The sequence below is a fragment of the Streptomyces sp. NBC_00154 genome (genome assembly GCF_026342835.1).
Taxonomy (GTDB): domain Bacteria; phylum Actinomycetota; class Actinomycetes; order Streptomycetales; family Streptomycetaceae; genus Streptomyces.
Genome location: NZ_JAPEMI010000001.1, coordinates 1,553,910 through 1,578,676, shown reverse-complemented (window position 1 = coordinate 1,578,676; position 24,767 = coordinate 1,553,910). Strand labels below are relative to the sequence as shown.

Sequence of the window (24,767 nt, the reverse complement as noted above, 5' to 3'; positions counted from 1 at the left end):
GGCCTTGCGTATGCGGGGGACGGCGTCAGAAAAGCCGCAGCTTGTCGTCCTCGATGCCGCGCATGGCGTCGTAGTCGAGGACCACACAGCCGATTCCGCGGTCCGTCGCGAGCACCCGGGCCTGCGGTTTGATCTCCTGCGCCGCGAAGATGCCCTTCACCGGGGCGAGATGGGGATCGCGGTTGAGCAGCTCCAGGTAGCGGGTCAGCTGCTCCACACCGTCGATGTCACCACGGCGCTTGAGCTCGACGGCGACGGTCCTCCCGTCGGCGTCCCGGCACAGGATGTCGACCGGGCCGATGGCGGTGGGGTACTCGCGGCGGATCAGGGTGTAGCCCTCGCCGAGGATCTCGATCCGGTCGGCGAGCAGCTCCTGCAGGTGCGCTTCCACGCCGTCCTTGATGAGCCCGGGATCGACGCCCAGCTCGTGCGACGAGTCGTGGAGGATCTCCTCCATCGTGATGATCAATTTCTCGCCCGCTTTGTTCACCACGCTCCAGACGCCTTCGGTGTCGTCGGCGCCCTCCTTCAGTGTGCAGGGCGGTGACATCCAGTTGAGGGGTTTGTACGCCCTGTCGTCGGCGTGGATCGAGACGCTCCCGTCCGCCTTGACCAGGATGAGGCGGGGAGCGGAGGGCAGGTGGGCCGTGAGCCGGCCCGCGTAGTCCACGGAGCAGCGGGCGATGACGAGACGCATGGTCGGCAACGCTACTCGACGACGGGTGCTCCACGCGATTCTCCCTCCGGCAACCCACCACCACCGCCTGCCACAGCCCTTCCCGCCCGCGGGCTTGCCCCTCTTTGCGCACCTTCGTTATTGGCCGGTTGTGTTCCCAATCTCCTGGTGCGGCCCGGACTGCGCCCTTACCGTGGAAGCAGGAGGTCGCCGTGTGTGTACGCTGCGTCGCCGTCCTCCTTCCCTGCCCGTAAGGCCCCGGCCGTCCGCCGGGGTCGCGAGAGGAGAACCCATGTCGCTCGACGTCTCACCGGCGCTGTTGGAACAGGCCGAGCGAGGCGAGGTCGACGAAGCCGACTTCGTCGACTGCGTCCGGACCTCCCTGCCCTACGCATGGGAGATGATCAGCTCTCTGGTGGCCCAGCTGAAGGTCGACGGCGGAGAGTTCGCCGACAACCAGACGCCGCCGCCGGACGAGCAGGCACGTGGTCAGCTGTTGCGTGCGCTCGCGAGTGATGCGATACGCGGCGCGCTGCAGCGGCACTTCGGGGTGCGCCTGGCATTCCAGAACTGCCACCGCGTCGCGGTGTTCCCGCTGGACGCCTCGGTCGACGAGCGGTTGGCCCGATTCACCTCGGTGAGAGGCCAGTTGCTCAACCAGTCGCCCGAACTACGGGACTGCTGAACGCTTCTGCTGTCGCTCCGGGCCGCGGGAGGTGCAACTGGCTCCGGGGCGGCAGCTCCCCGTACTCATACGGGTGTTCATGTCAGGAGTGGCAGTACCTCGGTGCCCAGCCGCGCTACGTTCTCCTCCGTGGCCGCGAGATCTCCCGAACCCTCCGCCAGGAGCGCGAACCTGGTGATGCCCGTCCGCTCGGCGGTGGCGGCGAGCCGGTCGGCCGCGAGCCGGGGCGGGCCCACCGGATGAAGACTGCACAGCAACTCCGTATACGCGACCGGATCGCGCATCACCCGGTGCCTGCCGTCGACCGTGACATGGGCGTCGAGCCCCTGCCGCAGCCAGCCAGGCATCGCCTTCACGAGCGTCTCCACGGCCTCCTCGCGCCGGTCCGTGATCTGGGCGACGCCCGCGGAGACATGGCCCGCGTCCCGGACGCTCTCCGGGGAACGGCCGGCGGCGAGGGCGGTGGAGCGCCACAGGGCGACCATCTCGGCCTTCTCCTCGTCCCCGCAGTGCATGCCGAGGAGCATCGGCAGGCCGTTCTCCGCGGCGAGCTTCACGCTCTTCGGCGAGGTGCACGCGACGATCACCTCGGGGCCGCCCGGCCCCTGTGCGGTCTCCTCGCGGTGCTCGTCGAGCAGTTCGTCGGCGCGGGGGACCACCGCGACCTCCCGGAAGCCGAATCGCTCCCCACGGCCCGCCACACGCGGTTTGCTCAGCCAGTCGAGCAGCAGCTCCAACGACTCGGGGAAGCCGTTCTCGTACGCCTCCAGGCCCCCTCCGAACACCTCCAGATCCACCCAGGGGCCGCCCCGTCCCACGCCGAGGGAGAACCTGCCCCCGCTGGTGAGATGGAGCAGCGCGGCCTGCTCGCCGAGCGCCACCGGATGCTGCGACGGCAGCACGCTCACCGCCGTACCGACCCGGATTCTGCGGGTGCGGCCGAGCAGCAGCGCGGCCAGGGTGACGGCGGACGGGCAGACCCCGTACGGCACGAAATGATGCTCGGCCAGCCAGACCGAATCGAGTCCGGATTCCTCCGCGACCTCGGTGGACCGGATCGCGCGATGCAGCGCTTCACCCGGCCCCTGGCCCGGAAACTGGGCTGCCAGTACAAACGTTCCCACGCGCATCGCCAATTGCCTCCTTGTGGCCGACGCGGCTCTCCCCTATAGGCAACAACGTCTGACACGTGCCAAAGGCACGGTCCACGGCGAAGTTGTTGCGATTTTCCGGTAACCCGGTCCTGTCCCGGTCCCGTTCCGGGACCTCCTGGACGCCTGCCCCGTCCGAATGGCCCTACGCTGGACGGGAACTGCCCGCCCGCCCAGTGAGGTGTCACGTGTCCCCGCGCCGCAACCGCCCCCGAGGCGGCGAGAGTCCTACCGGCAGCGCAAGCGAGGCGGGCGAGCGGTACGGCGGGGGCGGGCGCGCAGAGGAGTGGCAGGGCGAGCAGTGGTCGGTCCGCCCGGTGAGCGGCGCGAGCGCGGCGGGCAAGCGGTACCGCTGCCCCGGCTGCGACCAGGAGATCCCGTCCGGCGTTCCGCATCTCGTGGCCTGGTCCGAGTACGGCGGGATCGACGACCGCAGGCACTGGCACAAGGCCTGCTGGAATGCGAAGGACCGCCGCACCACAAGGGTGCAGCGGTCCAGGAACGCGCCGCGCTACTGAGCCGCGCCGGCCGGTGACCGGTCAGACGTCGCGCCTGTCCAGCGACACATAGGCGCCGATCATGGCCACGGCCGTGACGCCGAGGATGATCCAGAGCGGCTCCCAGCCGGACGGCCCCGACGAGGCGACCGAGGCGTCGTAGAACGCGCCGAGCTGGCTGGGGATCGAGTACTCGAAGAGCGCCTGCTGCACGTCGGCGAGCGACTGCGAGAACATGAACATGGCCAGCACGAGCGGCAGCAGCACCACGGCGATCATGATCGTGATCGCGCCGGCGGAGTGCCGGATGAGGGCGCCCACCGCGAGCGACAGCAGCCCCAGCGTCGCGATGTAGAGGCCGACACCGACCGTGGCGCGCAGCCAGTCGCCGCCGGTAGGCTCCACGCCGCCCAGCATGGCCGTCTGCAGCACCGCGACGAGCGCGGTCGTCACGGTCGTGATGACGAAGGTGAGCAGGAAGAAGACGACCGCCTTCGCGGTCAGCACCCGGCCGCGGCTGGGGCAGGCCGTCAGCGTCGTACGGATCATGCCCGTGCCGTATTCGGAGGCGATGGTCATCACGCCGAGCGTGATCACGCAGATCGAACCGAGGAGCACCCCGAAGAAGCCGAGGCTGAGCACGGGGGTGTTGCCGAGCTCGGCATCGGACGCCTCGACGGCCACCGCCGACAGCAGTCCGATGCCGAGCAGCAGCACGATCATGATGCCGAGCGTCCACATCGTGGAGCGCACAGAACGGATCTTGGTCCACTCGGAGGCGAGCGCGTCACCGAGGGTGGCGCGCCGCTGCGGGATCGGCGAGGCGTAGAGGCCGGCGGATGCCCCCTGCCAGTTCTGCTGCGGGGCCGGGGGATACTGCTGCGCCTGCTGCTGGTACGGCGCCTGCGGGGTCGGCGGCGTTGTCATCGGGCGTCCTCGCTGGTGTCGCGCTGGGTCGGGTCTGCGGGGCCGGCGGCGGGCACGGCCGGGGCGGCTGCGGCCGGGGCGGCCACGGGGGGCGCCGCGTACGGGTTCTGTCCGGGCGGCGGCGGGGCGTACCAGCCCTGCTGTGGCACCTCCTGGACGGGCGGCTGCGCGTACCCGCCGCCCATCATGGGCTGCTGCAGCCCGGCCTTCTGGTCCACCGTCGAGCGGTAGTCCACGGCGCCCTGCGTCATCCGCATGTACGCCTCCTCCAGCGAGGCCCGGTGGGGCGAGAGCTCCCACAGACGGACGTCCGACTCGTGCGCCAGATCGCTGATCCTCGACAGCTGCAGCCCGGTGACGCGCAGCGCCCCGTCCGGCTCCGACATGACCCGGCCACCCGCCTCGGTGATCGACGCGGTCAGCTTCTCCCGCAGCTCCGGCTGCGCGTCAGGGACCCGCACCCGGGCGAAATCGGCCGAGTTGGCGGAGATGAAGTCCTTGACGCTCATATCGGCGAGCAGCTGCCCGCGGCCGATCACGATCAGATGGTCGGCGGTGAGCGCCATCTCGCTCATCAGGTGGCTGGAGACGAAGACCGTGCGCCCCTCGGAGGCGAGCATCTTCATCAGGTTGCGGACCCAGAGGATGCCCTCGGGGTCGAGACCGTTGACCGGCTCGTCGAAGAGCAGCACCTGCGGGTCGCCGAGCAGTGCCGCCGCGATCCCGAGCCGCTGCCCCATGCCGAGCGAGAACCCCTTGGACCGATTCCTCGCGACCTCCTGCAGACCGACGACGCCGAGCACCTCGTCGACCCGGGCGGCCGGAATTCCGGCGAGCTGGGCCAGCGAGAGCAGGTGATTGCGAGCGCTGCGGCCGCCGTGCACCGCCTTGGCGTCCAGCAGCGCACCCACCTGGCGCGGGGCGTTCGGCAGGCTGCGGAAGGCGTGCCCGCCGATCGTCACATGGCCCGATGTCGGACGGTCCAGGCCGAGCATCATGCGCATGGTGGTGGACTTGCCCGACCCGTTGGGACCGAGGAATCCGGTGACGGCACCCGGCCGCACCTGGAAGGAAAGGTTGTACACGGCCGTCTTCGCGCCGTAGCGCTTGGTCAGGCCGACTGCCTCGATCATGCTCCAGCCCCATCGACTTATCTGTCGTCGGGGCCCAGGCCGACCGGCCGCACGCCCCCCGTAAGAGTTAGGAGGATATCCAGGCCTTGACGGTTCCGGCCAAGCCGTTGCAGGGGTGCGTCACCCACGTATCGGACCGAACCGGATCTCTTTCTCCTGCTTTCCTGCGCTTCCTGCCGCTTCCTCCGGGTTCACGCGTCCCGCTTCTTGAGTACGAGATAGCCGCCGATCAGCGCGGCCACCACCCACGCCGCCAGGATGCCGAGCCCGCCCCACGGTCCGTACGGGGCCCGGTCGGTGTTCATGGCGTCCGGAACCACCTGCATGATCTTGGAGCCGGCCCGGTCGGGGAAGTAGCGGGCCACGTTCTTGGTGCCCGGGACCGCCGACAGGATCTGGGAGACCAGGAAGAAGAACGGCATCAGGATGCCGAGCGACAGCATCGAGCTGCGCAGCATCGTGGCTACGCCCATGGAGAAGATCGCGATCAGGCCCATGTAGACGCCGCCACCGAAGACTGCGCGCAGGACGTTGTCCGCACCGATGTCCGTGCGGTGGTCGCCGAGCAGGGCCTGGCCGAGGAAGAAGGTGACGAAGCTGGTGGCGAGGCCGACCACCAGGGAGAGGACGCCGGCGATCGCGATCTTGCTGAAGAGGAACGAGCCGCGCTGCGGTACGGCGGCCAGCGAGGTGCGGATCATGCCGGAGCTGTACTCCGTCCCGACGACCAGGACACCGAAGACGACCATCGCCAGCTGGCCGAGGATCATGCCGGAGAAGCTGAGGAAGGCCGGGTCGAAGGTGGCCCTCTCCCGTGCGGGGAGATCGTCGAACTGGGCGTTCATCAGTGCGCAGAGTGCCGCGCTCATCGCCACGGTGACGACGAACGCGCAGATCAGGGTCCAGGTGGTCGAGGAGACCGTACGGATCTTGGTCCACTCGGAGTTCAGGACCGCGGGTACCGATGCCATCGTCGTCACACCCCCTTGCCGGGGCCGGGGGTGCCGGACTGCAGGTTCCACTGCTCGCCCCACTGCGGGCCCGCGAGCGCCGCCGGCGGCCCGGCGTGGTCCGCGTGGGCGTGGTACTCCACGGAGTCCGCCGTCATCTGCATGAACGCCTCCTCCAGCGAGGCCTGCTGGGAGCTCAGCTCGTGCAGCACGAGCTGGTGCTGCGCGGCCAGCTCGCCGAGCTGTTCGCTGGTGGCGCCGTCGATCTCCAGCACGCCGCTCCCCGATTCGACCGCGATGATGCCCGCCTCGTGCAGCACATCGCGCAGCCGTTCCTGCTGCGGGGAGCGCATCCGTACGTAACTGCGCGAGTTCTGGTGGATGAAGTCGGCCATCGAGGTGTCGGCGAGCAGTCGGCCCTGGCCGATGACGATCAAGTGTTCTGCGGTGAGGGCCATTTCGCTCATCAGATGCGAGGAGACGAAGATCGTCCGGCCTTCCGCCGCGAGCGTCTTCATCAGATTGCGAATCCAGTGAATTCCCTCCGGGTCCAGACCATTGACGGGTTCGTCGAACATCAAGATCTCGGGATCACCGAGCAGCGCGGCCGCGATTCCGAGCCGCTGACCCATACCGAGGGAGAACGACTTGGACTTTTTCTTCGCCACCGCGCTCAGGCCGACGGTGTCGAGAACTTCCGGGACACGGCTCTTCGGGATGCGATTGCTCTGCGCCAGACAGAGCAGATGGTTGTACGCGCTGCGGCCGCCGTGCATCGACTTGGCGTCGAGCAGCGCGCCGATGTGCGTCAGGGGTTCCGACAGCTCGCGGTAGTGCTTGCCGTTGATCCGCACCGATCCGCTCGTCGGGTTGTCGAGATCGAGCATCATCCGCATCGTGGTGGATTTTCCGGCCCCGTTCGGGCCCAGAAAACCCGTCACCATTCCAGGCCTGACCTGGCATGAGAGGTGGTCGACAGCAACCTTGTTGCCGAAGCGCTTGGTGAGACCGTCGAGCTCGATCATGCGCTCACGCTAGAACGGGCGCGCGCCCGGCGCCACCACAAGGGGCGGAACCGGGCGCGCAAGGGGTACAGCTGAGGTACTGCGGGGTCAGCGGGTCTGCTGAGCCGGGACCCCACGGGTGACGGGCTCGTCGTCCACCGGCGAACCGGCGGCGGCCACCGCGGCACCGGTCAGCGTCGCCAGCATCTCGCGGACGTTGGTCAGCTGCGCGTTGATCGAGTCGCGGCGGTTGGTGAGCGCCGCCAGCTCGCGCTCCGATTCGCTGCGGATCCGGTCGGCCTTCGCGTTCGCGTCGGCCACGATGTCCTCGGCCTGGCGCTGCGCGGTCTCCACCGTCTGGCGGGCCCGGCGCTCGGCGTCCGTACGGAGCTTCTCGGCCTCCAGGCGGAGCTGCTCGGCACGGTGCTCGATCTCGGCGAGGCGCTTCTCGGCCTTGGCCTGACGGGAGGCGAGATCGCGCTCCGACTGGTCGCGGCGCTTGGCCAGGTTGGTCTCGAAGTCCGCGGCGGCCTGGGCAGCCTTGGCGCGGGTCTCCTCGAAGAGGGCGTCCGCCTCCTCGCGCTTCTGCGACGCGTCCTTCTGGGCCTCGGTGCGCAGCGAGGTGGCCTCACCCTTGGCCTTCTCGACAATGCGTACGCCCTCGTCCTCGGCCTTCGCCTTGCGCTCGGCGGCGAACGACTCGGCGTCGTTGCGCACCTGCTGGGCCGCCGACTCGGCGAGCTCGCGGTGCTGCTCGGCGGCGCGACGGGCCTCCTCGCGCAGGTCCTTCGCCTCCTCCTCGGCGAGGCGGAGGATCTTCTCCACGCGCGCACCGAGACCGGCGTACGACGGCTCCGCGTCGTTTACCTGGGCCTGGGCATTCTGCGTTTCGAGGTGCAGCTCCTCGATGCGCTTTTCCAGAGACGTGATGCGGGTGAGAGCACTATCACGGTCGGCGACGAGCTTGGTAATGCGGTCATCCACCTGACCGCGGTCGTAACCACGCCGCACGAGCTCGAAGCCGAAGGGGGAGGAAGGGTCACTCATGGGGTTCCTGTCGAAGTAAGACCGGTGAGGTGATAGAGGGAATCCTAGGGGCCCGAGCGGCGTGTCATCGAGTGGATGCCCGTTTGATCTGGAGAATGACACCCCTTTTGAGTGGCTAACCCCCGGAACCCTTGCCACTCGGAGGGGCGAACCTCCTTGTCGAAGCATCTGACTCGACCGGGTGACTACCCCTCGGACGACTTGCCACTCGATCGAGTGCCGGCCGAGGCCCCGGCTTTGGCACCGCCCGTGGAACCGCCGCCCGCACCCTTACCGCCGCCCGGTGCCTCGAAGGACTCCAACGCCTCCAGGACGTCCTGGACACGGGAGATCTCCGTGTTGATGTCCTCGCGCCGGCGCACCAGGACATCGAGCTCGCGACGGCCCTCGTCCACCGTCTTCTTCGCTTCCTGCTCGGCATCGGCGCGCAGCTTCTCGGCCTCGCGGACCATGCTGGCCTTCTTCTGCTCGGCCTCCTTCAGCAGCGACTCGGCCCGCTTCACCGCGGCGATCCGGACCTTGCTCGCCTCCGAATTCGCGTCCGACAGCAGCTCCTTGGCCTTCGCCGCAGCCTCTTCGCGCTGCTCCGTCGCCGCCTTCATCAGCTTGTCGACACGCTCGCCCGCCGTCTTCATCTGCTCGGAGGTCTCGCGCCGCGCCCGGTCGTGCAGCTCCTCGATCTCGCTCTCCAGACGGGCCCGGAGCTCCTCGGCCCGCTCCCGTATGGCAGTGGCGTCCCGGCGGGCGCCGACCAGCAGCTCGTCCGCGTCCGCACGGGCCCGCTCCACCAGGGAGTTGCCCTCGACGGTCGCCTCCGCGGTGATCCGCACGGCTTCCTTGCGGGCCGCGCCGACCATCGTGTCGGCCTGCTTCTCGGCCTCGGTGGCGGAGCGCAACGCCTCCTCCTGGGCCTTGTTGACGAGCTGGTCGGCCTGCTCGGCGGCGTCGGCACGGCGCTTCGCCGCCGCCTCGCGCGCCTCGTCGAGCAGCCGGTCCGCCTCCTCGCGGGCCTCCCCGCGCATCTGCTCGGCCGCCGCCTCCGCGTCGGCGCGCACCCGCTCCGACTCCTCGCGGGTACGGGCTGCGTGCTCCTGCGCCGAGCCGACGGTGGCTGCCGCCTCCGCACGCAGCCGCTCCGCCTCGTTGGTGGCGTCGCCGACGAGCTCGGTCGTCTGCTGCGTCGTCTCGGCAAGGATCCGCTCGGCCTCGCCCGTCGCCTCGCCCACCAGCCGGTCGGCCTGGGCCGCGGCGTCCGAACGCATCCGGTTGGCGTCCTCGCGGGCCTCCGCGCGGCTGCGCGCGGCGTCCTGCTCGGCCGAGGCCAGCGCGTCCGACGCCTCGGTACGCACCCGCTGGCTGTACTCCGCGGTGTCCGTGCGCAGCCGCTCCGACTCGGTGATCGCGTCGCTGACGGTCCGCTCGGCCATCGCCTTCGCGGCCTCGGACTCCTCCTGGGCCTCCCGGCGGATCCGTGCCGAGTCCTCGCCGGCCCGTTCCCGCTCCGCGTACGCGTCGGCGCGGACCCGGTCCGCCTCCTCCTGCGCCTCGGACTTCGTCCGCTCCGCCACATGCTCGGCGGTGGAGCGCAGCCCGGCGATCTCCGCCTCGGCCTGCTCCTGGAGCCCGGAGACCGAATCCCGTACCTGCTGGGCGGTCTGCTCGGCGGCGGAGACCATCTCGGTCGCCCGGGTGTCCGCCTCGCCGACCAGCCGCTGGGCCTCGGCCTGCGCCTCCTCGACCCGCTTGCGGGCGGAGGCAAGGAGCTCCTCGCTCTGCTCGCGGGCCCGCTCGCGCTCCTGGGTGGCTTCCCTGCGCGCGGCGTCGAGGGTCTCCTCGGCCTCGCGGCGACGCCGGTTCGCCTCCTCCTGGGCGGCGGCCAGTGCCTCGGCGGCCTCGGTGCCGACCCGTTCGGCCGCGGCCGCGGCCTCGGACCGCACCCGGTCGGCGCTCTCCTGTGCCTCGGTCCTGAGCCGCTCCGCCTCGGCGGCCGCCTCGCTGCGCAGCCGTACGGCGACGCCCTCGCCCTCCGCACGGGACTGCGACGCATCCGCCGCCGCCTCGTCGCGAAGCCGGTCGGCCTCGGTCTCCGCCTGCTCCTGCAGGGCGCGCAGCCGCTCGGCGGCCTCCGCGCGCAGCCGCTCGGACTCCTCGTTCGCCTCGCGCCGGATCCGATCCGCCTCGGCGCGCGCGTCCGTGAGCGCCTGCTCGGCGGTGGTGACCCGGGTCTCGGCCTCGGTGTGCAGCCGGATCAGCTCGTCGGCCGCCTCGGCGTGCCGGGCCGCGACCGCGCGCTCGGTCTCCTCACGGAGCTCCGCCGCCGCCTGCTCGGCCGCGGCCGTGGTGGACTCCGCCTGTTCTTCGGACTCGGTACGCAGCCGCTCGGCCTCTGCGCGGGCCCGCTCCAGGGCCTCCTCGGCCTGCTTGCGCAGCACCGTGGCGCGCTCGATCGCCTCGGCACGGACCCGTTCGCTCTCGGTGCCCGCGGAGGTCCGCAGCTCCTCCGCGTCCGCCTTCGCCTTGGAGAGCAGTTCCTCGGCGGTCTTCGCGCCCTCCTCGATCTGCTGGACGGCCTCGCGGCGGGCCTCGCCCCGGATCCGCTCGCCCTCGGCGACCGCCTCGGAGCGCAGCTGCTCGGCCTCGCCGCGCAGCCTGCGCGCCTCCTCCTGCAGCTCGACCGTCTTGGCCCGGTACTCCTTGGTGTCGTCCTTGGCCGCGCCCTTGAGCTGGTCGGCCTGCTCCGCCGCCTCGCCGCGCAGCCGGTCCGCCTCGGCCTCCGCCTCGCGGCGGATCCGGTCGGCCTCCTCGCTCGCCGCCCGGGTGGTGGACTTCGCGTCCTCGGACGCCTTGGTCAGCACCTCCTCGGCGGTCCTGGCCGCCTTGGCGAGCTGGGCCGCGGTGTCCTCGGCGGCCGCTGTGCGGGCCTTCTCCGTCGCCTCGGACGTGAGCCGCTCCGCCTCGGCGCGGGCGTCGGCGAGCGCCTGCTCGGCCTCCGCCTTCAGCGCCTCGGCGTCCTTCGTGGCCTCGCCGACCAGCCGGGCGATCTCCGACTTGGCCGTACGGGTGCGCTGCTCGTTCTGCGACTCGGCGCCGGCCAGCCGCTTGACCGCGGCCTCCTTCGCCTCGGTGAGGACCTTCTCGGCCTCCAGGCGGGCCTCGCGCAGCTGCGTCTCGGCCTCCTGCATGCGCTGCTCGGCGGCCCGGTTCAGCTCGGCGGTCTGCTGCCGGGTCTGCTGGGTCTCCGCGTTCGCCGACGTACGCAGCTGCTCGGCGTGGCTGGTGGCCTCCTGCGCCTGGCTGGACGCGGCGTTGAGCAGCCGCTCGGCGTCCTTGCGGGCGCGCAGCAGGATCGTCTCGGCCTCGGCGCGGGCGGACTCCGCCTCGGAGCCGAGCCGCTGCCGGGTCTCGTCCGCGAGCCGGGCGGTCTCGGCGCGGGCGGCGGCCAGGGCCTGCTCGGCCTCGGCCCGCGACTCGTCGAGCAGCCGGCGGGCCTGGGACTCGGTCCGGGCCCGCAACTGCTCGGCCCAGGCGACGTTCTCGTTGACGTGCGACTCGACGGTCTGGCGGCGCTCCGCGAGCTCCTGGTCGAGCTGCTGCCGCCGCTGCACGGCCTCGTTGTGCAGCTCGGCCTGCAGCCGGGCCTGGTGTTCGGCGTGCTCCTGCAGGATCCGCTGCGTCTGCGCCCGGGCGTCACGGAGCTCGCGCTCGGCGTCGGTACGCAGCTGTTCGGCCTGGATCTGGGCATTACGGAGCAGCTGTTCGGCCTGGTAGCCGATGTCCGCGCTGTCGTACGCGGGACGGGTCGCGAGATTGCGCCGAGCCTCGTGCAGCTTGGCGCGCAAGACCTCGACCTGGTAACCGAGGTCCTCGGCGTGCTGGACGGCCTTCTCCCGGTCGGTCTTCAGCCGATCCATCTCGGCTTCGAACCGCGAGAGGTGGTCGTCGTCAGCTCGGTGGCTCTCCTGGCGTTCGTAGCCCCGCACTGCGCGGTCCCATCCGTCCCCTGGTCGCAACTCTCCAAACGAGTACCGTTCGCCGGCGAACGGTCCCCCGGGGAATGGTGACAGATCAACGGCTGGGGACGCGGCGCGGCCCCGACCCGGCCCCGGCCCGGAATTGCCCACTCTACCGGGCCAGGTATCCGGAGGTCAGTGCTCCGCTGCGGACGTGACCAGTTCGGTGAGGACGCCGTGGCAGTCCTTGGGGTGCAGGAAGGTGATCCGGGACCCCATCGACCCGGTCCTGGGCTCGTCGTACAGCACCCGGACGCCCTTGGAACGGATGTCCGCGGCGTCCGCGTCGACGTCTGCGGTGCCGAAGGCGATGTGGTGGACCCCCTCGCCGTTCTTGGCCAGCCATTTACCGACGGCCGAGTCCTCGCGAGTGGGTTCGAGCAACTGGAGGTAGGAGGCACCGCCGTCCGAGGTCTCATTGATCTTGAGCATGGCCTCCCGCACGCCCTGCTCCTCGTTCACCTCGGAGTGGAACACTTCGAAGCCATAGGTCGAGCGGTAGAACTCGACAGTCCTGTCGAGGTCGAAACAGGCGATCCCGATGTGGTCGATTCGCGTCAGCATGGACAACAGTGGAGCGCTCCACCGATGGTTACGCAACGTGCGCGCGATCACACCCGCTGCCGGATGACGGGCGGGGTACCGCTCAGTACATTCGAGTAAACCCTCGTTCACATCTAATCCAAGGGGCCGTGCCTCATGCCTGGAACGACCGGTACCACCTCAGTGATCGTCGCGGGCGCCCGTACGCCCATGGGGCGTCTTCTCGGCTCCCTGAAGAGCTTCTCCGCAGCCGACCTCGGCGGCTTCGCCATCAAGGCCGCGCTGGACCGGGCCGGCATCGGCGGCGACCAGGTCGAGTACGTGATCATGGGTCAGGTGCTCCAGGCCGGGGCGGGGCAGATCCCGGCACGCCAGGCCGCGGTCAAGGCCGGCATCCCGATGAACGTTCCGGCGCTCACCGTCAACAAGGTCTGTCTGTCCGGGCTCGACGCGATCGCGCTGGCCGACCAGCTGATCCGCGCCGGCGAGTTCGACGTCGTGGTGGCCGGTGGCCAGGAGTCCATGACCAACGCCCCGCACCTGCTCCCGAAGTCGCGCGAGGGCTACAAGTACGGCGCGATCGAGATGCTCGACTCGATGGCGTACGACGGTCTGACCGACGCGTACGAAAACATCCCGATGGGTGAGTCCACCGAGAAGCACAACACCCGCCTCGGTCTGAACCGCCTGGCGCAGGACGAGATCGGCGCCCTGTCCCACCAGCGCGCCGCCGCCGCCCAGAAGAACGGTCTCTTCGAGGCCGAGATCACCCCGGTCGAGATCCCGCAGCGCAAGGGCGACCCGGTCCTCTTCTCCAAGGACGAGGGCATCCGCGCGGAGACGACCGTCGAGTCCCTCGGCAAGCTGCGCCCGGCCTTCGCCAAGGACGGCACGATCACCGCCGGCACCTCCTCGCAGATCTCCGACGGCGCCGCGGCGGTCGTCGTGATGAGCAAGACCAAGGCCGAGGAGCTGGGCCTGGACTGGATCGCCGAGATCGGTGCGCACGGCAACGTGGCGGGCCCGGACAACTCGCTGCAGTCCCAGCCGTCCAACGCGATCAAGCACGCGCTGAAGAAGGACGGCCTCTCCGTCGAGGACCTCGACCTCATCGAGATCAACGAGGCGTTCGCGGCCGTCGCCGTCCAGTCGATGAAGGACCTCGGCGTCTCCCCGGAAAAGGTGAACGTCAACGGCGGCGCGATCGCGCTGGGTCACCCGATCGGGATGTCCGGTGCCCGTGTGGTGCTGCACCTGGCGCTGGAGCTGAAGCGGCGCGGCGGCGGCACGGGTGCCGCAGCGCTGTGCGGCGGTGGCGGCCAGGGCGATGCGCTGATCATTCGCGTTCCGGGCAAGTAGTAGTCGTACGTACGCAGCTGCAGAGCGAACCGAACGGAGCGGTAATGGTGGACGTCCCCACCCTGGTCGAGCAGGCCCGTGAGGGCCGGCCGCGGGCCGTGGCCCGGCTCATCTCGCTGGTGGAGGGGGCGTCGCCGCAGCTGCGCGAGGTGATGGCGGCCCTCGCGCCGCTGGCCGGGAACGCGTACGTCGTCGGCCTGACCGGTTCGCCCGGTGTCGGCAAGTCGACCTCCACGTCGGCGCTCGTCTCGGCGTACCGGCGGGCCGGCAAGCGCGTCGGTGTGCTGGCTGTCGACCCGTCGTCGCCGTTCTCCGGGGGCGCGCTCCTCGGCGACCGGGTCCGGATGTCGGAGCACGCCTCCGACCCGGGCGTCTACATCCGTTCCATGGCCACCCGCGGACATCTCGGCGGACTCGCCTGGTCGGCGCCGCAGGCGATCCGGGTGCTGGACGCGGCGGGCTGCGACGTGATCCTGGTGGAGACGGTCGGCGTCGGCCAGTCGGAGGTGGAGATCGCCTCCCAGGCCGACACCTCCGTGGTCCTGCTCGCCCCGGGCATGGGCGACGGCATCCAGGCGGCGAAGGCCGGAATCCTGGAGATCGGCGATGTGTACGTCGTCAACAAGGCCGACCGGGACGGTGCGGACGCCACCGCGCGTGAGCTCAACCACATGCTGGGCCTCGGGGAGTCCCGGGGGCCGGGCGACTGGCGGCCGCCGATCGTGAAGACGATCGCCGCCCGGGGCGAGGGCATCGACGAGGTCGTCGAGGCGCTGGAGAAGCACCGGGCGTGGATGGAGGAGCACGGCGTCCTCGCTGAGCGGCGGGCAGCGCGCGCGGCCCGCGAGGTCGAGACGATCGCGGTCACCAGACTCCGCGAACGCATCGGCGACCTCCACGGTGACCGCCGCCTGGACTCCCTGGCCGAACGCATCGTGGCGGGCAGCCTGGACCCGTACGCCGCGGCGGACGAACTCGTGGCGGGAATCACCGGGGCCTGACACCTGGGGCGGCGGGCGGCGTGCGGGCCGCCTTCCGCCCGGGACGGTGTGCGCGCCGAGGATGCGTCATCGAAGGGCGGCGTCCTCGGGCGGCTCACCGGAGTCGTACGACCTGCACGCCGAGGGAGACGCCGACAGCAAGAGCGTGGGGCTCTGCTCCGGCCGGCCCGCGGGGAGGGCCGAGCCGGAGCTGATCGCGAGAGGCGACGTGCTGCTTCTGATCTTCGCCGACGGGACGGTGCTCTCGGGCTACGCGCCCTGATCAGTCGTCGTCGCGGCCGTCGTGCCGGTCACCCCCGTGGTGGCCGTCGTCCGAGTGGTCGGGGGTGACCTCGGCGGTCCTGGCGTCCACGTTCAGCTCGTGGTGCCTGCCGTCCTTGCCGTTGATCTCGACCTCCCAGTGCTGTGCTTCGCCGCTCCGGTCGGCGTCGTCGAGCTCGATCGAGGTGACCGTGCCCGGCACCGAGCGCAGGGCGGCGTCCATCGCCGCGGAGAGCGTGACGGAGGCCGACCGCGGTGTGCGATGGGCGGTGTCGTCGTTGTTGTCGTCGGAGGTGTGCCTGCTGAGTACCTTCGCGCTGTCGTGGCTGTCCCGGCCGTTGTCGTCGCCGAAGGCGACGGCCGTGGCGGTCCCGCCGCCGACGAGTACGGCCGCGGTGACGGCGGCGATGGCGATCCTGCGCTTCATGAGGGTTCCTCCCCGATTCGGGTTGTCCGTGTGCAACGTGAACCACCGTGGCGCACCGATGCTGAACGCAGCCTGAAGCCACCTGAAGCCGTCTTCAGGTTCTGTTTGCCACTCTGTGCGTATGCGTCTGTTGATCGTGGAGGACGAGAAGCGGCTGGCGACGTCTCTGGCCAGGGGACTCACCGCCGAGGGCTTCGCCGTGGACGTCGTGCACGACGGCCTCGAAGGGCTGCACCGGGCGGCAGAAGGGGCGTACGACCTCGTCGTCCTCGACATCATGCTGCCGGGGATGAACGGCTACCGGGTCTGCGCCGCCCTGCGCGCCGCCGGCCACGAGGTGCCGATCCTCATGCTGACGGCGAAGGACGGGGAGTACGACGAGGCGGAGGGGCTGGACACCGGCGCCGACGACTATCTGACCAAGCCGTTCTCGTACGTGGTGCTGGTCGCCCGGATCCGGGCACTGCTGCGGCGCCGGGGCGGCGGTTCCGCCTCACCCGTGCTCACCGTCGGCGCACTGCGGATGGACACCGCCGCCCGCCGCGTCCATTTCGGCGCGGACGAAGTCACGCTCACTGCCAAGGAGTTCGCCGTGCTGGAGCAGCTGGCCCTGCGGGCGGGACAGGTGGTCAGCAAGGCGGACATCCTGGAACACGTCTGGGACTTCGCGTACGACGGGGACCCGAACATCGTCGAGGTGTACGTGAGTGCGCTGCGGCGCAAGCTCTCCGCCGCGGCCATCCGTACGGTGCGCGGCGCCGGCTACCGGCTGGAGGCGCTGTGAGATCGGTACGGGCCAGGGCCGCGCTCGGCGCCACGGTGGTGGTCGCGGTCGCCCTGATCGGCGCCGGACTCGCCGTACTCCTCGTCCTGCGCGCCAACCTCACCGATCAGGCGGGCCTCCAGGCGGAGGTGGCGGCCCGTGAGGTCGCCGGACAGCTGGCGCTCGATGTGCCGGTCGACCGACTGGACCTGCCGGACGAGGAGGAGCACCCGGTCCAGGTGACCGACGAGGACGGGCGGCCGGTGGCCGTGTCCAAGGACCTGAAGGCGATCACCGGCACGGGTACGGACCGGGTCACCCCCCGTACGTCCGTCGCACCGACGAGCACCGGCACCGACGACGACAGTGATGACGACGGCGGCGGCGACCGCCACGGCGGCGAGAAACGCGGCGACGACGACGGGACCGGGAACATCCCCGCCCGCGGCGAAGTGTCCACCGACGACCCGGACTTCACCAACGGCACCGCCACCGTCGACGGCGACACGGCCGACTACCGCTTCGCCTCGGTCTCCGCGACCACCGGCGCCGGTGTGACCCTGACCGTCCACGCGGGCGCCCCGCTCGCCACCGAGCAGAAGGCGGTGGGCAGCGTGCGCGGCGCCATGCTGATCGGGCTGCCCGTCATGCTGCTGATCGTCGCCGCGGTGACCTGGCTGACGACGAGGCGCGCGCTGCGGCCCGTCGAGGGCATCCGGGCGGAGATGGCCGCGATCACGGCGTCCGAGGATCTGTCCCGGCGGGTGCCGGAGCCCGGTTCGCGCGACGAGATCGCCCGGCTGGCCCGTACCACCAACGAGACCCTGACCGCGCTGGAGGCCTCGGTCGACCGTCAGCGGCGCTTCGTCGCGGACGCCTCGCACGAGCTGCGCAGCCCGATCGCGTCCTTGCGTACGCAGTTGGAGGTGGGCGCGGCCCATCCGGATCTGCTGGATGTGTCGGGCGCGGTCACGGACACCGTACGGCTCCAGGCGCTGGCCGCCGATCTGCTGCTGCTGGCCCGGCTGGACGCGGGGGAGCGGCCGGGGAACACCCGGCTGGACATGGGCGCGCTCGTCCACGAGGAGGTCTCGCAGCGCACCGGCGACCGGATCCCGGTGACGGTGTCCGTGCCGCCGTCGGGGCCTCTCGAAGTCATCGGTTCTCGCGGACAGTTGGCGCGTGTCATCGGCAACCTGCTGGACAACGCGGAGCGTCACGCGGAGAGTTCGGTCGCCGTCTCGGTGCGCACACAACGCGGCAGCGTGGTGGTCGCGGTCGGCGACGACGGAGCGGGCGTTCCGGAGCCCGAGCGCGAGCGGATCTTCGAGCGTTTCGTGCGCCTGGACGACGCCCGCAGCCGCGACGAGGGCGGCGCGGGCCTGGGTCTCGCCATCGCGAGAGACGTGGCCCGCAGACACGAGGGCACCCTGACGGTCACCCGATCCCCGGAAGGCGGTGCTCGCTTCGAACTACGCCTGCCGGCAAGGCCGGATCCAGGCAGATGAGATCGGCACCGGGTCCGCTGCTGAGCACGCCCCCGGGCGGATCGAGCCCGTCCGGCGATCGAGGACGAGGCGGCCACGCCCGTGCGACGGCGCACCCCACCCGCGTACCCCGCCGCGCTACGGCTTGCCCCGCCGTCCCCGCAGATGATCCGCAACCGGCGTCAGCGCCGCATGCAGGTCCGCCAGTGCTTCGGGCGTCAGCAGGTCCATGAAGTGTTTGCGCACCGAAGCGACATGGTGCGGCGCGACCTTGTGCATCGTCTCCGCGCCCGTCTCCGTGAGTACCGCGAACAGCCCGCGCCGGTCGGACTCGCAGTTCTCCCGGCGGACCAGCCCGGCCGACTCCATCCGCGTGATCTGGTGCGAGAGTCGGCTCTTCGACTGCAGAGTGGCGGCGGCCAGGTCGCTCATCCGCATGCGCTGGCCCTCCGACTCCGAGAGGTTGACCAGGATCTCGTAGTCGTTCATGGTCAGGTCGAACGGCTGGAGATCCTTCTCCAGCTGATGCGTCAGCAGTCTGCTGACGTCCAGGTGGGTGCGCCAGGCGCACTGCTCCGCGTCGCTCAGCCAGCGGGTGGCCGTCTCGGTCTCCATGTATGGATTCTACCTAAGAAGTTGAAATCTGGACGAAGTAGACTGGGTGTGACGTCCGGCACCCGCCCGGAGACCGGCTCAGGAGCCCGGTCCGAGCTGGGCGCAGACGTTCGACGTCACACTCTGCAGACTACCGTTCACAAACCGAAGCGGCGCTGGAGGTCCCCCAGCTGCCCGGGCAGACGGGGGGCGGAGCCGGGTTGACCTGCACCGGGTGAGTGCTGCCCACCGCCCGGCACCCCGGCCTGCTGCGGAGTCAGCCCGGTCGCCTGTTCGGGCATCAGGACCTCCGTCGACTGGAGCAGCACGGTACCGGCGCCGACGAACTCGAACTGGTGCTCCTCGCCCGACGTCCCGCCGATCCCGGTCAGCGATCTGAGCCCGCCCAGCACGCCCGTCACGTAGCCGTGGTCGTAGTGGTGGCACGGCGAGGGGCAGTCCGCCCAGCCGACCAGCGCCTGCGGATCGACCCGCAGCGGCGGCTCCATGAAGACCACCGGACCGTTGGACGCGGCCACGAACTTCCCCGTACCGATGAGCGTGAGGAAGCCCGGCACGATCGACTGCTTGAGTGCCAGCGTCGGCTGGTACGCGAGGAGGTTGCCGGAACGGATCGTCAGGTTCCCGTCCTCCAGGTCGTACGAGTTCACGTCGAACGCCCGGTCGGCGAGCAGCATCTTGCCGCTGCCCTCGGCCACTACCCAGTCGCTCGCGTGCAGCGGCGAGTGGAAGCTCGTACGGATCAGCCGCTCGAAGCGGCCGTGACCGATGCCGCTGAACTCGATCCGCCCGTAGTAGGCGATCATCTTGCCCTTCTGCAGGAACCACTGGCTCCCCTTGAGCTCCACGCAGAAGGTGTACGCGTTGACGTTGTCGTCCGACGGCAGTGTCATCGGATCGAAGATCACGGGCGTGCTCACAGCTTCTCCTCCGACGCCTGGACGTACACCGCGCCACTGCCGCTCAGCTCCAGCTGGAACGCCTCGCCGGAGCCGCGCCCCACCATGTCGCGCCAGCCGAGCGCGGTGGAGAGCTTGTTGCGTACGTCGCCGTGGTGCGCGACATACGCCTGCGGGTCCACATGCACCTCGCGGCCCGGGGTGATCGGCAGCTCGATCACCCCGCCGTGGGCCATCACCGCGACCGCGCCATGGCCCTTCAGTGTCGTGGTGAACAGGCCCTGCCCGGTCACCTGGCCGCGCACCATGCCCATGACCCCGCCCTGCGCGCCCATGAACATCGTGCCCTGCTGCAGCGTCCCGTCGAAGGCGAGCAGCCGGTCGGCCTCCACGTAGAGGGTGTCGCCGGCCAGGTTGATCACCTGGATGTGGTGGCCGCCGTGGCCGAACATCACCGTGCCGTTGCCCTCGACCGTCATCAGCGGGGTCGCCTCGTTCGCCACCCGTCGGCCGATCATCGACATCAGGCCGCCCTGGCCGCCCTGGATGTTCGGGGTGAACGACACCTCGCCGCGGTACGCGAGCATCGCGCCGCGCTGGCTGAACATCTTCTGGCCGGGGACCACCGTCGCCTCGACCATCTTCGAGTTGATCTCGCGGAACGGCATCAGACATCGCCCCCGATGGTGTTCCGCTCGCTCGGCTGCACGTAGACGAGGCCCTCGCCCTCGAACCGGATCTGGAACGACTCGCCCGAGCCCTCGCCCATCAGCGTCCGGAAGTTCACCCCGGACTGGAAGTGCTGCTGGAGGTTGCCCTGGTGGGCGATGTACGCGCCGGGGTCGACGAACAGCGGGTACTGGGCCGTCACCCGCAGCACCACGGCCGAGCCGTCCGACATGATCGCCGCCTGGCCGGTGCCCTCGACGGTGGTGGTGAACAGGCCGTTGCCGGTCGCCCCGCCGCGCAGCCCGGTGAAGGTGGTGCCGGTGCGCAGCCCGGCGTCGGTGCAGAGCAGATTGCTCGCCTCCACGTAGAGCTTCTCGCCGCGCAGCGACACGAGATTGATCTCGCTCGCGCGGTCGGCGAAGTAGCAGGTGCCCTGTCCTGTCACTTCCATCACGGTCATCTGCTCACCGGTCAGCCGGCGGGTCACCATGCCGCGGATCCCCTCACCGCCGCCGGACATCTTCTTGAACGCCATCCGGCCGTCGTACGCGACCATCGAGCCGTTCTTCGCCTTGACGGCGTCGCCGGTGAGATCGACGGCGAGCGTCTTGCTGCCTTGGAGTCGGAACATTGCCACGGGGTGACGTTAGCGGCCCGGGCCAGGGGCCGGACAGGGCCCATGGACCTATCCGGCCCCTGAATCGACCCTGATATGTGTTGATACGTGCCCCGCGGCGGGTGCCGCCCCCCGCCCCCGGGGCATGTGGGGCGCGATGTCACAATGGGGGATGCTTGTGCCTGCATTCACAAGCCGTCACGACCCTCCCACCGAAGGTGCCCTCGTGGACATCAAGACCGCCACCGCCCTGCACCGGCTGCGCCTCATCTCGATTCCCGAGGCGCTCTCCTTCCCGGCGCTGATCATCTTTGGCTCGATCCTCAGCCGTGTCTCGGACATCGACTTCCTGATGAAGCCGCTCGGCGCGCTGCACGGCGTCCTCTTCGTGATCTACGCCGTCCTGCTGCTGGACGTGTGGTCCAAGACCAAGTGGCCGTTCAAGCGTGTCGCGTTCTTCTTCCTGCTGGCGCTGCTCCCGTTCGGCGGGCTGTACGGCGACAAGGTGCTGAAGCGCTACGAGGCCGACGGCGTCATCGCCGCCCGCGCCCGCCGGGAAGGCGTGGTCGGCGCATGATCGTCGCCTTCTCCGTCAGTCCGCTGGGTGTCGGTGAGGATGTCGGCGAGTACGTCGCCGACGCCGTCCGGGTCGTCCGCGAGTCCGGACTGCCCAACCGCACGGATGCCATGTTCACCTCCGTCGAGGGTGAGTGGGACGAGGTCATGGACGTCGTCAAGCGGGCCGTCGCGGCCGTCGAGGCCCGCGCCGGACGTGTCTCCCTCGTACTGAAGGCCGACATCCGCCCCGGCGTCACCGACGGCCTGACCTCCAAGGTCGAGACGGTCGAGCGGTACCTCGCGGACTGACACCTGCCGCCGCACCACCTGACGAACCCCCGCGCCGCACGGCGTGGGGGTTCGTCGTCAGGTGGTGCCCGCCCCGGATGTCACCGCGAGTGCGATCCCGAGCGGCGTGCGCTCGTACAGCACCTGATGTCCGTACCGCCGTGACGTCAGCAGCCCCGCCGCCCGCAGCACCGACAGATGGGCCGACACGGAGGACGGCGCGAGGCCCAGCCGGTGGGCGAGGGCGCTCGTCCCGGCCGGTTCGTCGAGCACACACAGCACGTCGGCGCGCGCCCGGCCGAGCAGCCGGGCGAGCGTCTGCGGCGTACGGTCGGCGGGCTCCGTCCACAGCCCGCCGATCCCGCGCGCGGGATAGATCACCGCGGGCAGCCAGGGCGGTTCGTACCCGCTGACCACATCCGGCCAGGCGAACACGCTCGGCATCAGAACGAGGCCCTGCCCGCCGAGCACCCGGGAGTGCCGGCCCTTCATCCCGACCAGCGTGAGGGTCGAGTCCGTCCACCTGAGCTGGGGGCTCAGCTCGCCGAGCAACCGCGCGAAGCCGACCTCGGCGAGCCGGCGCGAGTGGTACGCGATGTCCGCCTCCAGCAACGCGCGCAGCCGCGGCCAGTCCGGCTCGACCAGGGTCCGCCAGGCCTGTTCCAGCAGTGCGGCCAGCTCGTGCAGCGTCCGCGCAGGATCGGCGAGCAGCGCCTGTCCGGCAGGGGAGTCCAGCGCACCCGGCTGGTCGGCGAGCGTCAGGGCCAGGTCCTCGCGGATGAGCCGGGGTCGATGGCGCGTACGCCGGCGATCTCCGGTGCCCGACTCGGCCCCTTCCCCGGAGCGCGCCGACCCCATTGACCCGAAGCCGTCGCCCGCGCTCCGGGACCGGGCCCCCGCCGCGTCCCCGGAGCGCACCCCTCGCGGTTACCGTGCCGTCTTCGCCGTGCGGGAGTTCCGGGCCGTCTTCGCCGCCCATCTGCTCTCCCTCCTCGGCGTCGTGGTCAGCGAGCTCGCGCTCACCGTCCTCGTCTACGACCTCACCGGCTCGCCCCTGCTCAGCGCCCTCACCTTCGCGCTCGGTTTCCTGCCGTACCTCGTCGGCGGCACCCTCTTCGCCGGGGTCGCCGACCGCTACCCGGCCCGCCGGGTTCTTGTCACCTGCGATCTGATCTGCGCGGGCTGCGTCGCCGTCATGGTGCTGCCGGGCACCCCGGTCGGCGGGCTCCTCGCGCTGCGCTGTCTCGTCGCCTCCGTGTCGCCCGTCTTCACCGGGACGCGGATGGCCGCGCTCACCGACATCCTCGGCGAGGGCGACCTCTACGTACTGGGCCGCTCGCTGCTGCGGATCGTCTCGCAGAGCGCGCTGCTGATCGGTTTCGGCGTGGGCGGTGTGCTGCTTGCCGCGCTGTCCGCGCGCGGGGCGATCACGATCACTGTCGGGACGTTCCTCTGCTCGGCTGCCCTGCTCCGCTTCGGCACCCGCAACCGGCCCGCCAGGACCGGCGGCGACCGCGGCGGCGCGCTGCTCAAGGAATCACTTGCCGGGGCCCGCATCGTCCTCGCCGACCGCAGGATCCGCGCGCTGATGCTGCTCTTCTGGGTACCCGCGCTGTTCGTCGTCGCACCGGAGGCGCTCGCCGCCCCGTACGCGGACGAGATCGGCCTCGGTCCGGCCGCCCTGGGGCTGCTGATGTGCGCGATGCCGGTCGGGCACATCGCCGCCGAGCTGTACGCGGGCGCCGTGCTGGCCCCGCGCATCCGCTCCCGGATCGTGCTGCCGGTCGCCGCTGTCGGCCTGCTGCCGCTCCTGCTGTACGGGCTCCGCCCCGGCACGGTCCTGACCCTGGTGGCGCTCGCGCTGGCCGGGGTGGGTGCGGCGTACATCATCGGCCTCGACCAGTGGTTCGTCGACGCCGTCCCGGAGGAGCTGCGGGGCCGGGCCATGACCCTGCTCACCGCAGGACTGATGACGGTCCAGGGCATCGGCATGGCCCTCGCCGGCCTGGCCGCCGAGTTCCTCCCCGTGCACCGGGTGGTCGCCGGCTCCGGGGCGATCGGCGTCGTCTGCACCCTTCTGCTCGTCCGCGAGGTCAGCAGAACCGCACGCGCGACCGCACCTGTGGACGGTGGCCGGACCGAAGTACGAGACGGGGCTGACCAGCATATGACCAGTGGGTAAGGTCGGTGCCGTGCCGAAGCCGCTCAGTCTCCCGTTCGATCCCATCGCCCGCGCCGACGAACTCTGGCAGCAGCGCTGGGGTCCGGTCCCCGCGATGGGGGCGATCACCTCGATCATGCGTGCGCAGCAGATCCTGCTCGGCGAGGTCGACGCGGTCGTCAGACCGTACGGGCTGACCTTCGCGCGGTACGAGGCGCTGGTGCTGCTCACCTTCTCCAAGGCGGGCGAGCTGCCGATGTCCAAGATCGGCGAGCGGTTGATGGTGCACCCCACCTCCGTCACGAACACGGTGGACCGGCTGGTCAGGTCCGGCCTGGTCGCCAAGCGGCCCAACCCGAACGACGGTCGCGGCACGCTCGCCTCCATCACCGAGAAGGGCCGCGAGGTGGTCGAGGCGGCCACCCGGGACCTGGTGGACATGGAGTTCGGACTCGGGGTGTACGACGCCGAGGAGTGCGCGGAGATCTTCGCCATGCTGCGTCCGCTGCGGATCGCGGCCCACGACTTCGAAGAGCACTAGGGTCTTTCCTTCGGGGCCTGCCGGGCTCGCGGGGTCCGGCACGCACGACCCCCGGCCCGCTTCAAGATCCCCCCGGCTGCCCGGTTAGGCTCGTTGCCATGAAACGCAGTGTGCTGACCCGGTATCGGGTGATGGCCTACGTCACCGCCGTCATGTTGCTGGTGCTCTGCACCTGCATGGTCTTCAAGTACGGCTTCGACACCGGTGAGGGTCTGACGCTCGTCGTCTCCCAGATCCACGGTGTGCTGTACATCATCTACCTGATCTTCGCCTTCGACCTGGGTTCCAAGGCGAAGTGGCCGATGGGCAAGCTCCTCTGGGTACTGATCTCCGGCACGATCCCGACCGCCGCGTTCTTCGTCGAGCGCAAGGTGGTGCAGGAGGTCGAGCCGCTGATCGCGGACGGCTCCCCGGTGACCGCCAAGGTCTGACCCGGCCCCACCCGAACCGCCCCGCGCAAAGCGCCGGGCGGTTTGTCATCGACATTTACTAGGACGTC

At 70.5% G+C, this 24,767-nt stretch carries 26 protein-coding genes and 1 pseudogene; 12 read left to right on the top strand and 15 right to left on the bottom strand.

From position 1 onward, the window contains the following. Positions 1–25: 25 nt before the first annotated feature. Positions 26–697: an endonuclease NucS gene (gene nucS / locus OHA03_RS06865; protein ID WP_267001759.1), complete on the bottom strand. Its 672-nt coding sequence runs from the start codon at positions 695–697 to the stop codon at positions 26–28. A gap of 271 nt (positions 698–968) precedes the next feature. Between nucS and OHA03_RS06860 the strand changes: the two genes are divergently transcribed. After that, entirely contained in the window at positions 969–1,361 is a 393-nt protein-coding gene (locus OHA03_RS06860) for an SCO5389 family protein (protein WP_030971516.1), read from the top strand. Positions 1,362–1,438: 77 nt separating this feature from the next. On the opposite strand, the gene OHA03_RS06855 is transcribed toward OHA03_RS06860, so the two are convergent. Continuing rightward, the gene (locus tag OHA03_RS06855) at positions 1,439–2,491 is read right to left on the bottom strand and encodes an LLM class flavin-dependent oxidoreductase (protein ID WP_267001757.1); all 1,053 of its coding nucleotides are present in this window, start codon (positions 2,489–2,491) and stop codon (positions 1,439–1,441) included. Between the two features lie 209 nt (positions 2,492–2,700). Between OHA03_RS06855 and OHA03_RS06850 the strand changes: the two genes are divergently transcribed. After that, entirely contained in the window at positions 2,701–3,030 is a 330-nt protein-coding gene (locus tag OHA03_RS06850) for an ATP/GTP-binding protein (RefSeq protein ID WP_267001756.1), read from the top strand. A 21-nt stretch (positions 3,031–3,051) separates the two neighbouring features. Here the strand turns inward: OHA03_RS06850 and OHA03_RS06845 are convergent, their stop codons facing one another. The 7 genes from OHA03_RS06845 to mce form a co-directional block, all read right to left on the bottom strand. After that, positions 3,052–3,936, bottom strand: a complete 885-nt coding sequence (locus OHA03_RS06845) for an ABC transporter permease subunit (protein WP_267001755.1) — start codon at positions 3,934–3,936, stop codon at positions 3,052–3,054. Further along, positions 3,933–5,069 carry an ABC transporter ATP-binding protein gene (locus OHA03_RS06840; RefSeq protein ID WP_267001753.1) on the bottom strand — a complete coding sequence of 379 codons (1,137 nt, stop codon included), beginning with the start codon at positions 5,067–5,069 and terminating at the stop codon, positions 3,933–3,935. Before OHA03_RS06840 ends, OHA03_RS06845 begins: the two co-directional genes overlap by 4 nt. Positions 5,070–5,260: 191 nt before the next feature. After that, on the bottom strand, positions 5,261–6,040 hold the full coding sequence (locus OHA03_RS06835; protein WP_267001751.1) for an ABC transporter permease: 780 nt from the start codon (positions 6,038–6,040) through the stop codon (positions 5,261–5,263). A gap of 5 nt (positions 6,041–6,045) precedes the next feature. Continuing rightward, entirely contained in the window at positions 6,046–7,044 is a 999-nt protein-coding gene (locus tag OHA03_RS06830; protein ID WP_267001749.1) for an ABC transporter ATP-binding protein, read from the bottom strand. A gap of 87 nt (positions 7,045–7,131) precedes the next feature. Continuing rightward, positions 7,132–8,070, bottom strand: a complete 939-nt coding sequence (locus tag OHA03_RS06825; protein WP_267001747.1) for a cellulose-binding protein — start codon at positions 8,068–8,070, stop codon at positions 7,132–7,134. 185 nt (positions 8,071–8,255) lie between these two features. After that, positions 8,256–12,050 (bottom strand): polarized growth protein Scy, encoded by a 3,795-nt coding sequence (gene scy, locus OHA03_RS06820; protein ID WP_267001745.1) that lies wholly within the window; start codon positions 12,048–12,050, stop codon positions 8,256–8,258. A 165-nt stretch (positions 12,051–12,215) separates the two neighbouring features. After that, positions 12,216–12,644, bottom strand: coding sequence for a methylmalonyl-CoA epimerase (gene mce, locus OHA03_RS06815; RefSeq protein WP_030916038.1), 429 nt, complete (start codon positions 12,642–12,644; stop codon positions 12,216–12,218). Between the two features lie 135 nt (positions 12,645–12,779). Here mce and OHA03_RS06810 point away from each other — a divergent pair, with 135 nt between their 5' ends. From OHA03_RS06810 to OHA03_RS06800, 3 genes are all read left to right on the top strand, one after another. Further along, positions 12,780–13,982, top strand: a complete 1,203-nt coding sequence (locus OHA03_RS06810) for an acetyl-CoA C-acetyltransferase (RefSeq protein ID WP_267001742.1) — start codon at positions 12,780–12,782, stop codon at positions 13,980–13,982. Between the two features lie 44 nt (positions 13,983–14,026). Beyond that, positions 14,027–14,983 carry a methylmalonyl Co-A mutase-associated GTPase MeaB gene (gene meaB, locus OHA03_RS06805; RefSeq protein WP_267001740.1) on the top strand — a complete coding sequence of 319 codons (957 nt, stop codon included), beginning with the start codon at positions 14,027–14,029 and terminating at the stop codon, positions 14,981–14,983. Between the two features lie 61 nt (positions 14,984–15,044). Then, on the top strand, positions 15,045–15,245 hold the full coding sequence (locus OHA03_RS06800) for a hypothetical protein (protein ID WP_267001738.1): 201 nt from the start codon (positions 15,045–15,047) through the stop codon (positions 15,243–15,245). On the opposite strand, the gene OHA03_RS06795 is transcribed toward OHA03_RS06800, so the two are convergent. Further along, positions 15,246–15,671: a PepSY domain-containing protein gene (locus OHA03_RS06795; RefSeq protein WP_267001736.1), complete on the bottom strand. Its 426-nt coding sequence runs from the start codon at positions 15,669–15,671 to the stop codon at positions 15,246–15,248. A 121-nt stretch (positions 15,672–15,792) separates the two neighbouring features. On the opposite strand from OHA03_RS06795, the gene OHA03_RS06790 reads away from it, so the two are divergent. Together OHA03_RS06790 and OHA03_RS06785 are read left to right on the top strand one after the other, a co-directional pair. Then, positions 15,793–16,455: a response regulator transcription factor gene (locus OHA03_RS06790; protein WP_267001734.1), complete on the top strand. Its 663-nt coding sequence runs from the start codon at positions 15,793–15,795 to the stop codon at positions 16,453–16,455. Beyond that, the gene (locus OHA03_RS06785) at positions 16,452–17,942 is read left to right on the top strand and encodes a cell wall metabolism sensor histidine kinase WalK (protein WP_267001732.1); all 1,491 of its coding nucleotides are present in this window, start codon (positions 16,452–16,454) and stop codon (positions 17,940–17,942) included. Before OHA03_RS06790 ends, OHA03_RS06785 begins: the two co-directional genes overlap by 4 nt. 117 nt (positions 17,943–18,059) lie before the next feature. Here the strand turns inward: OHA03_RS06785 and OHA03_RS06780 are convergent, their stop codons facing one another. The 4 genes from OHA03_RS06780 to OHA03_RS06765 all read right to left on the bottom strand — a co-directional run bounded on the left by OHA03_RS06780 (position 18,060) and on the right by OHA03_RS06765 (position 20,735). Then, positions 18,060–18,536 (bottom strand): MarR family winged helix-turn-helix transcriptional regulator, encoded by a 477-nt coding sequence (locus OHA03_RS06780; RefSeq protein ID WP_267001730.1) that lies wholly within the window; start codon positions 18,534–18,536, stop codon positions 18,060–18,062. Positions 18,537–18,673: 137 nt separating this feature from the next. After that, positions 18,674–19,456: an AIM24 family protein gene (locus tag OHA03_RS06775; protein ID WP_267001728.1), complete on the bottom strand. Its 783-nt coding sequence runs from the start codon at positions 19,454–19,456 to the stop codon at positions 18,674–18,676. Further along, complete coding sequence (locus OHA03_RS06770; RefSeq protein WP_267001726.1) at positions 19,453–20,103, bottom strand: AIM24 family protein; 651 nt, start codon at positions 20,101–20,103, stop codon at positions 19,453–19,455. The genes OHA03_RS06775 and OHA03_RS06770 overlap by 4 nt, the downstream gene beginning before the upstream one ends. Then, entirely contained in the window at positions 20,103–20,735 is a 633-nt protein-coding gene (locus OHA03_RS06765) for an AIM24 family protein (RefSeq protein WP_037689357.1), read from the bottom strand. The genes OHA03_RS06770 and OHA03_RS06765 overlap by 1 nt, the downstream gene beginning before the upstream one ends. A gap of 211 nt (positions 20,736–20,946) precedes the next feature. Here OHA03_RS06765 and OHA03_RS06760 point away from each other — a divergent pair, with 211 nt between their 5' ends. After that, complete coding sequence (locus OHA03_RS06760; protein WP_267001724.1) at positions 20,947–21,297, top strand: DUF3817 domain-containing protein; 351 nt, start codon at positions 20,947–20,949, stop codon at positions 21,295–21,297. Continuing rightward, a complete protein-coding gene (locus tag OHA03_RS06755; protein ID WP_014048385.1) occupies positions 21,294–21,587 on the top strand; it encodes an MTH1187 family thiamine-binding protein in 294 nt (97 codons plus the stop codon). The genes OHA03_RS06760 and OHA03_RS06755 overlap by 4 nt, the downstream gene beginning before the upstream one ends. A gap of 57 nt (positions 21,588–21,644) precedes the next feature. On the opposite strand, the pseudogene OHA03_RS06750 reads toward OHA03_RS06755, so the two are convergent. Next, a pseudogene (locus OHA03_RS06750) lies at positions 21,645–22,381 on the bottom strand (DUF5937 family protein); the annotation flags it as partial. 2 nt (positions 22,382–22,383) lie between these two features. Between OHA03_RS06750 and OHA03_RS06745 the strand changes: the two are divergent. From OHA03_RS06745 to OHA03_RS06735, 3 genes are all read left to right on the top strand, one after another. Then, on the top strand, positions 22,384–23,748 hold the full coding sequence (locus tag OHA03_RS06745; protein WP_323181161.1) for an MFS transporter: 1,365 nt from the start codon (positions 22,384–22,386) through the stop codon (positions 23,746–23,748). A gap of 10 nt (positions 23,749–23,758) precedes the next feature. Then, positions 23,759–24,268, top strand: a complete 510-nt coding sequence (locus OHA03_RS06740) for a MarR family winged helix-turn-helix transcriptional regulator (RefSeq protein ID WP_267001722.1) — start codon at positions 23,759–23,761, stop codon at positions 24,266–24,268. Positions 24,269–24,366: 98 nt separating this feature from the next. Continuing rightward, positions 24,367–24,699: a DUF3817 domain-containing protein gene (locus OHA03_RS06735; protein ID WP_267001720.1), complete on the top strand. Its 333-nt coding sequence runs from the start codon at positions 24,367–24,369 to the stop codon at positions 24,697–24,699. Positions 24,700–24,767: the final 68 nt, after the last annotated feature.

Coding starts and splice junctions, on each gene's coding strand:
- OHA03_RS06800 (WP_267001738.1), top strand. CDS start 15,045: ATGCGTCATCGAAGGGCGGCGTCCTCGGGCGGCTCACCGGAGTCGTAC.
- OHA03_RS06780 (WP_267001730.1), bottom strand. CDS start 18,536: ATGGAGACCGAGACGGCCACCCGCTGGCTGAGCGACGCGGAGCAGTGC.
- OHA03_RS06830 (WP_267001749.1), bottom strand. CDS start 7,044: ATGATCGAGCTCGACGGTCTCACCAAGCGCTTCGGCAACAAGGTTGCT.
- OHA03_RS06845 (WP_267001755.1), bottom strand. CDS start 3,936: ATGACAACGCCGCCGACCCCGCAGGCGCCGTACCAGCAGCAGGCGCAG.
- OHA03_RS06795 (WP_267001736.1), bottom strand. CDS start 15,671: ATGAAGCGCAGGATCGCCATCGCCGCCGTCACCGCGGCCGTACTCGTC.
- OHA03_RS06855 (WP_267001757.1), bottom strand. CDS start 2,491: ATGCGCGTGGGAACGTTTGTACTGGCAGCCCAGTTTCCGGGCCAGGGG.
- OHA03_RS06835 (WP_267001751.1), bottom strand. CDS start 6,040: ATGGCATCGGTACCCGCGGTCCTGAACTCCGAGTGGACCAAGATCCGT.
- OHA03_RS06765 (WP_037689357.1), bottom strand. CDS start 20,735: ATGTTCCGACTCCAAGGCAGCAAGACGCTCGCCGTCGATCTCACCGGC.
- nucS (WP_267001759.1), bottom strand. CDS start 697: ATGCGTCTCGTCATCGCCCGCTGCTCCGTGGACTACGCGGGCCGGCTC.
- mce (WP_030916038.1), bottom strand. CDS start 12,644: ATGCTGACGCGAATCGACCACATCGGGATCGCCTGTTTCGACCTCGAC.
- OHA03_RS06840 (WP_267001753.1), bottom strand. CDS start 5,069: ATGATCGAGGCAGTCGGCCTGACCAAGCGCTACGGCGCGAAGACGGCC.
- OHA03_RS06770 (WP_267001726.1), bottom strand. CDS start 20,103: ATGCCGTTCCGCGAGATCAACTCGAAGATGGTCGAGGCGACGGTGGTC.
- OHA03_RS06825 (WP_267001747.1), bottom strand. CDS start 8,070: ATGAGTGACCCTTCCTCCCCCTTCGGCTTCGAGCTCGTGCGGCGTGGT.
- OHA03_RS06860 (WP_030971516.1), top strand. CDS start 969: ATGTCGCTCGACGTCTCACCGGCGCTGTTGGAACAGGCCGAGCGAGGC.
- OHA03_RS06790 (WP_267001734.1), top strand. CDS start 15,793: ATGCGTCTGTTGATCGTGGAGGACGAGAAGCGGCTGGCGACGTCTCTG.
- OHA03_RS06755 (WP_014048385.1), top strand. CDS start 21,294: ATGATCGTCGCCTTCTCCGTCAGTCCGCTGGGTGTCGGTGAGGATGTC.
- meaB (WP_267001740.1), top strand. CDS start 14,027: ATGGTGGACGTCCCCACCCTGGTCGAGCAGGCCCGTGAGGGCCGGCCG.
- OHA03_RS06810 (WP_267001742.1), top strand. CDS start 12,780: ATGCCTGGAACGACCGGTACCACCTCAGTGATCGTCGCGGGCGCCCGT.
- OHA03_RS06735 (WP_267001720.1), top strand. CDS start 24,367: ATGAAACGCAGTGTGCTGACCCGGTATCGGGTGATGGCCTACGTCACC.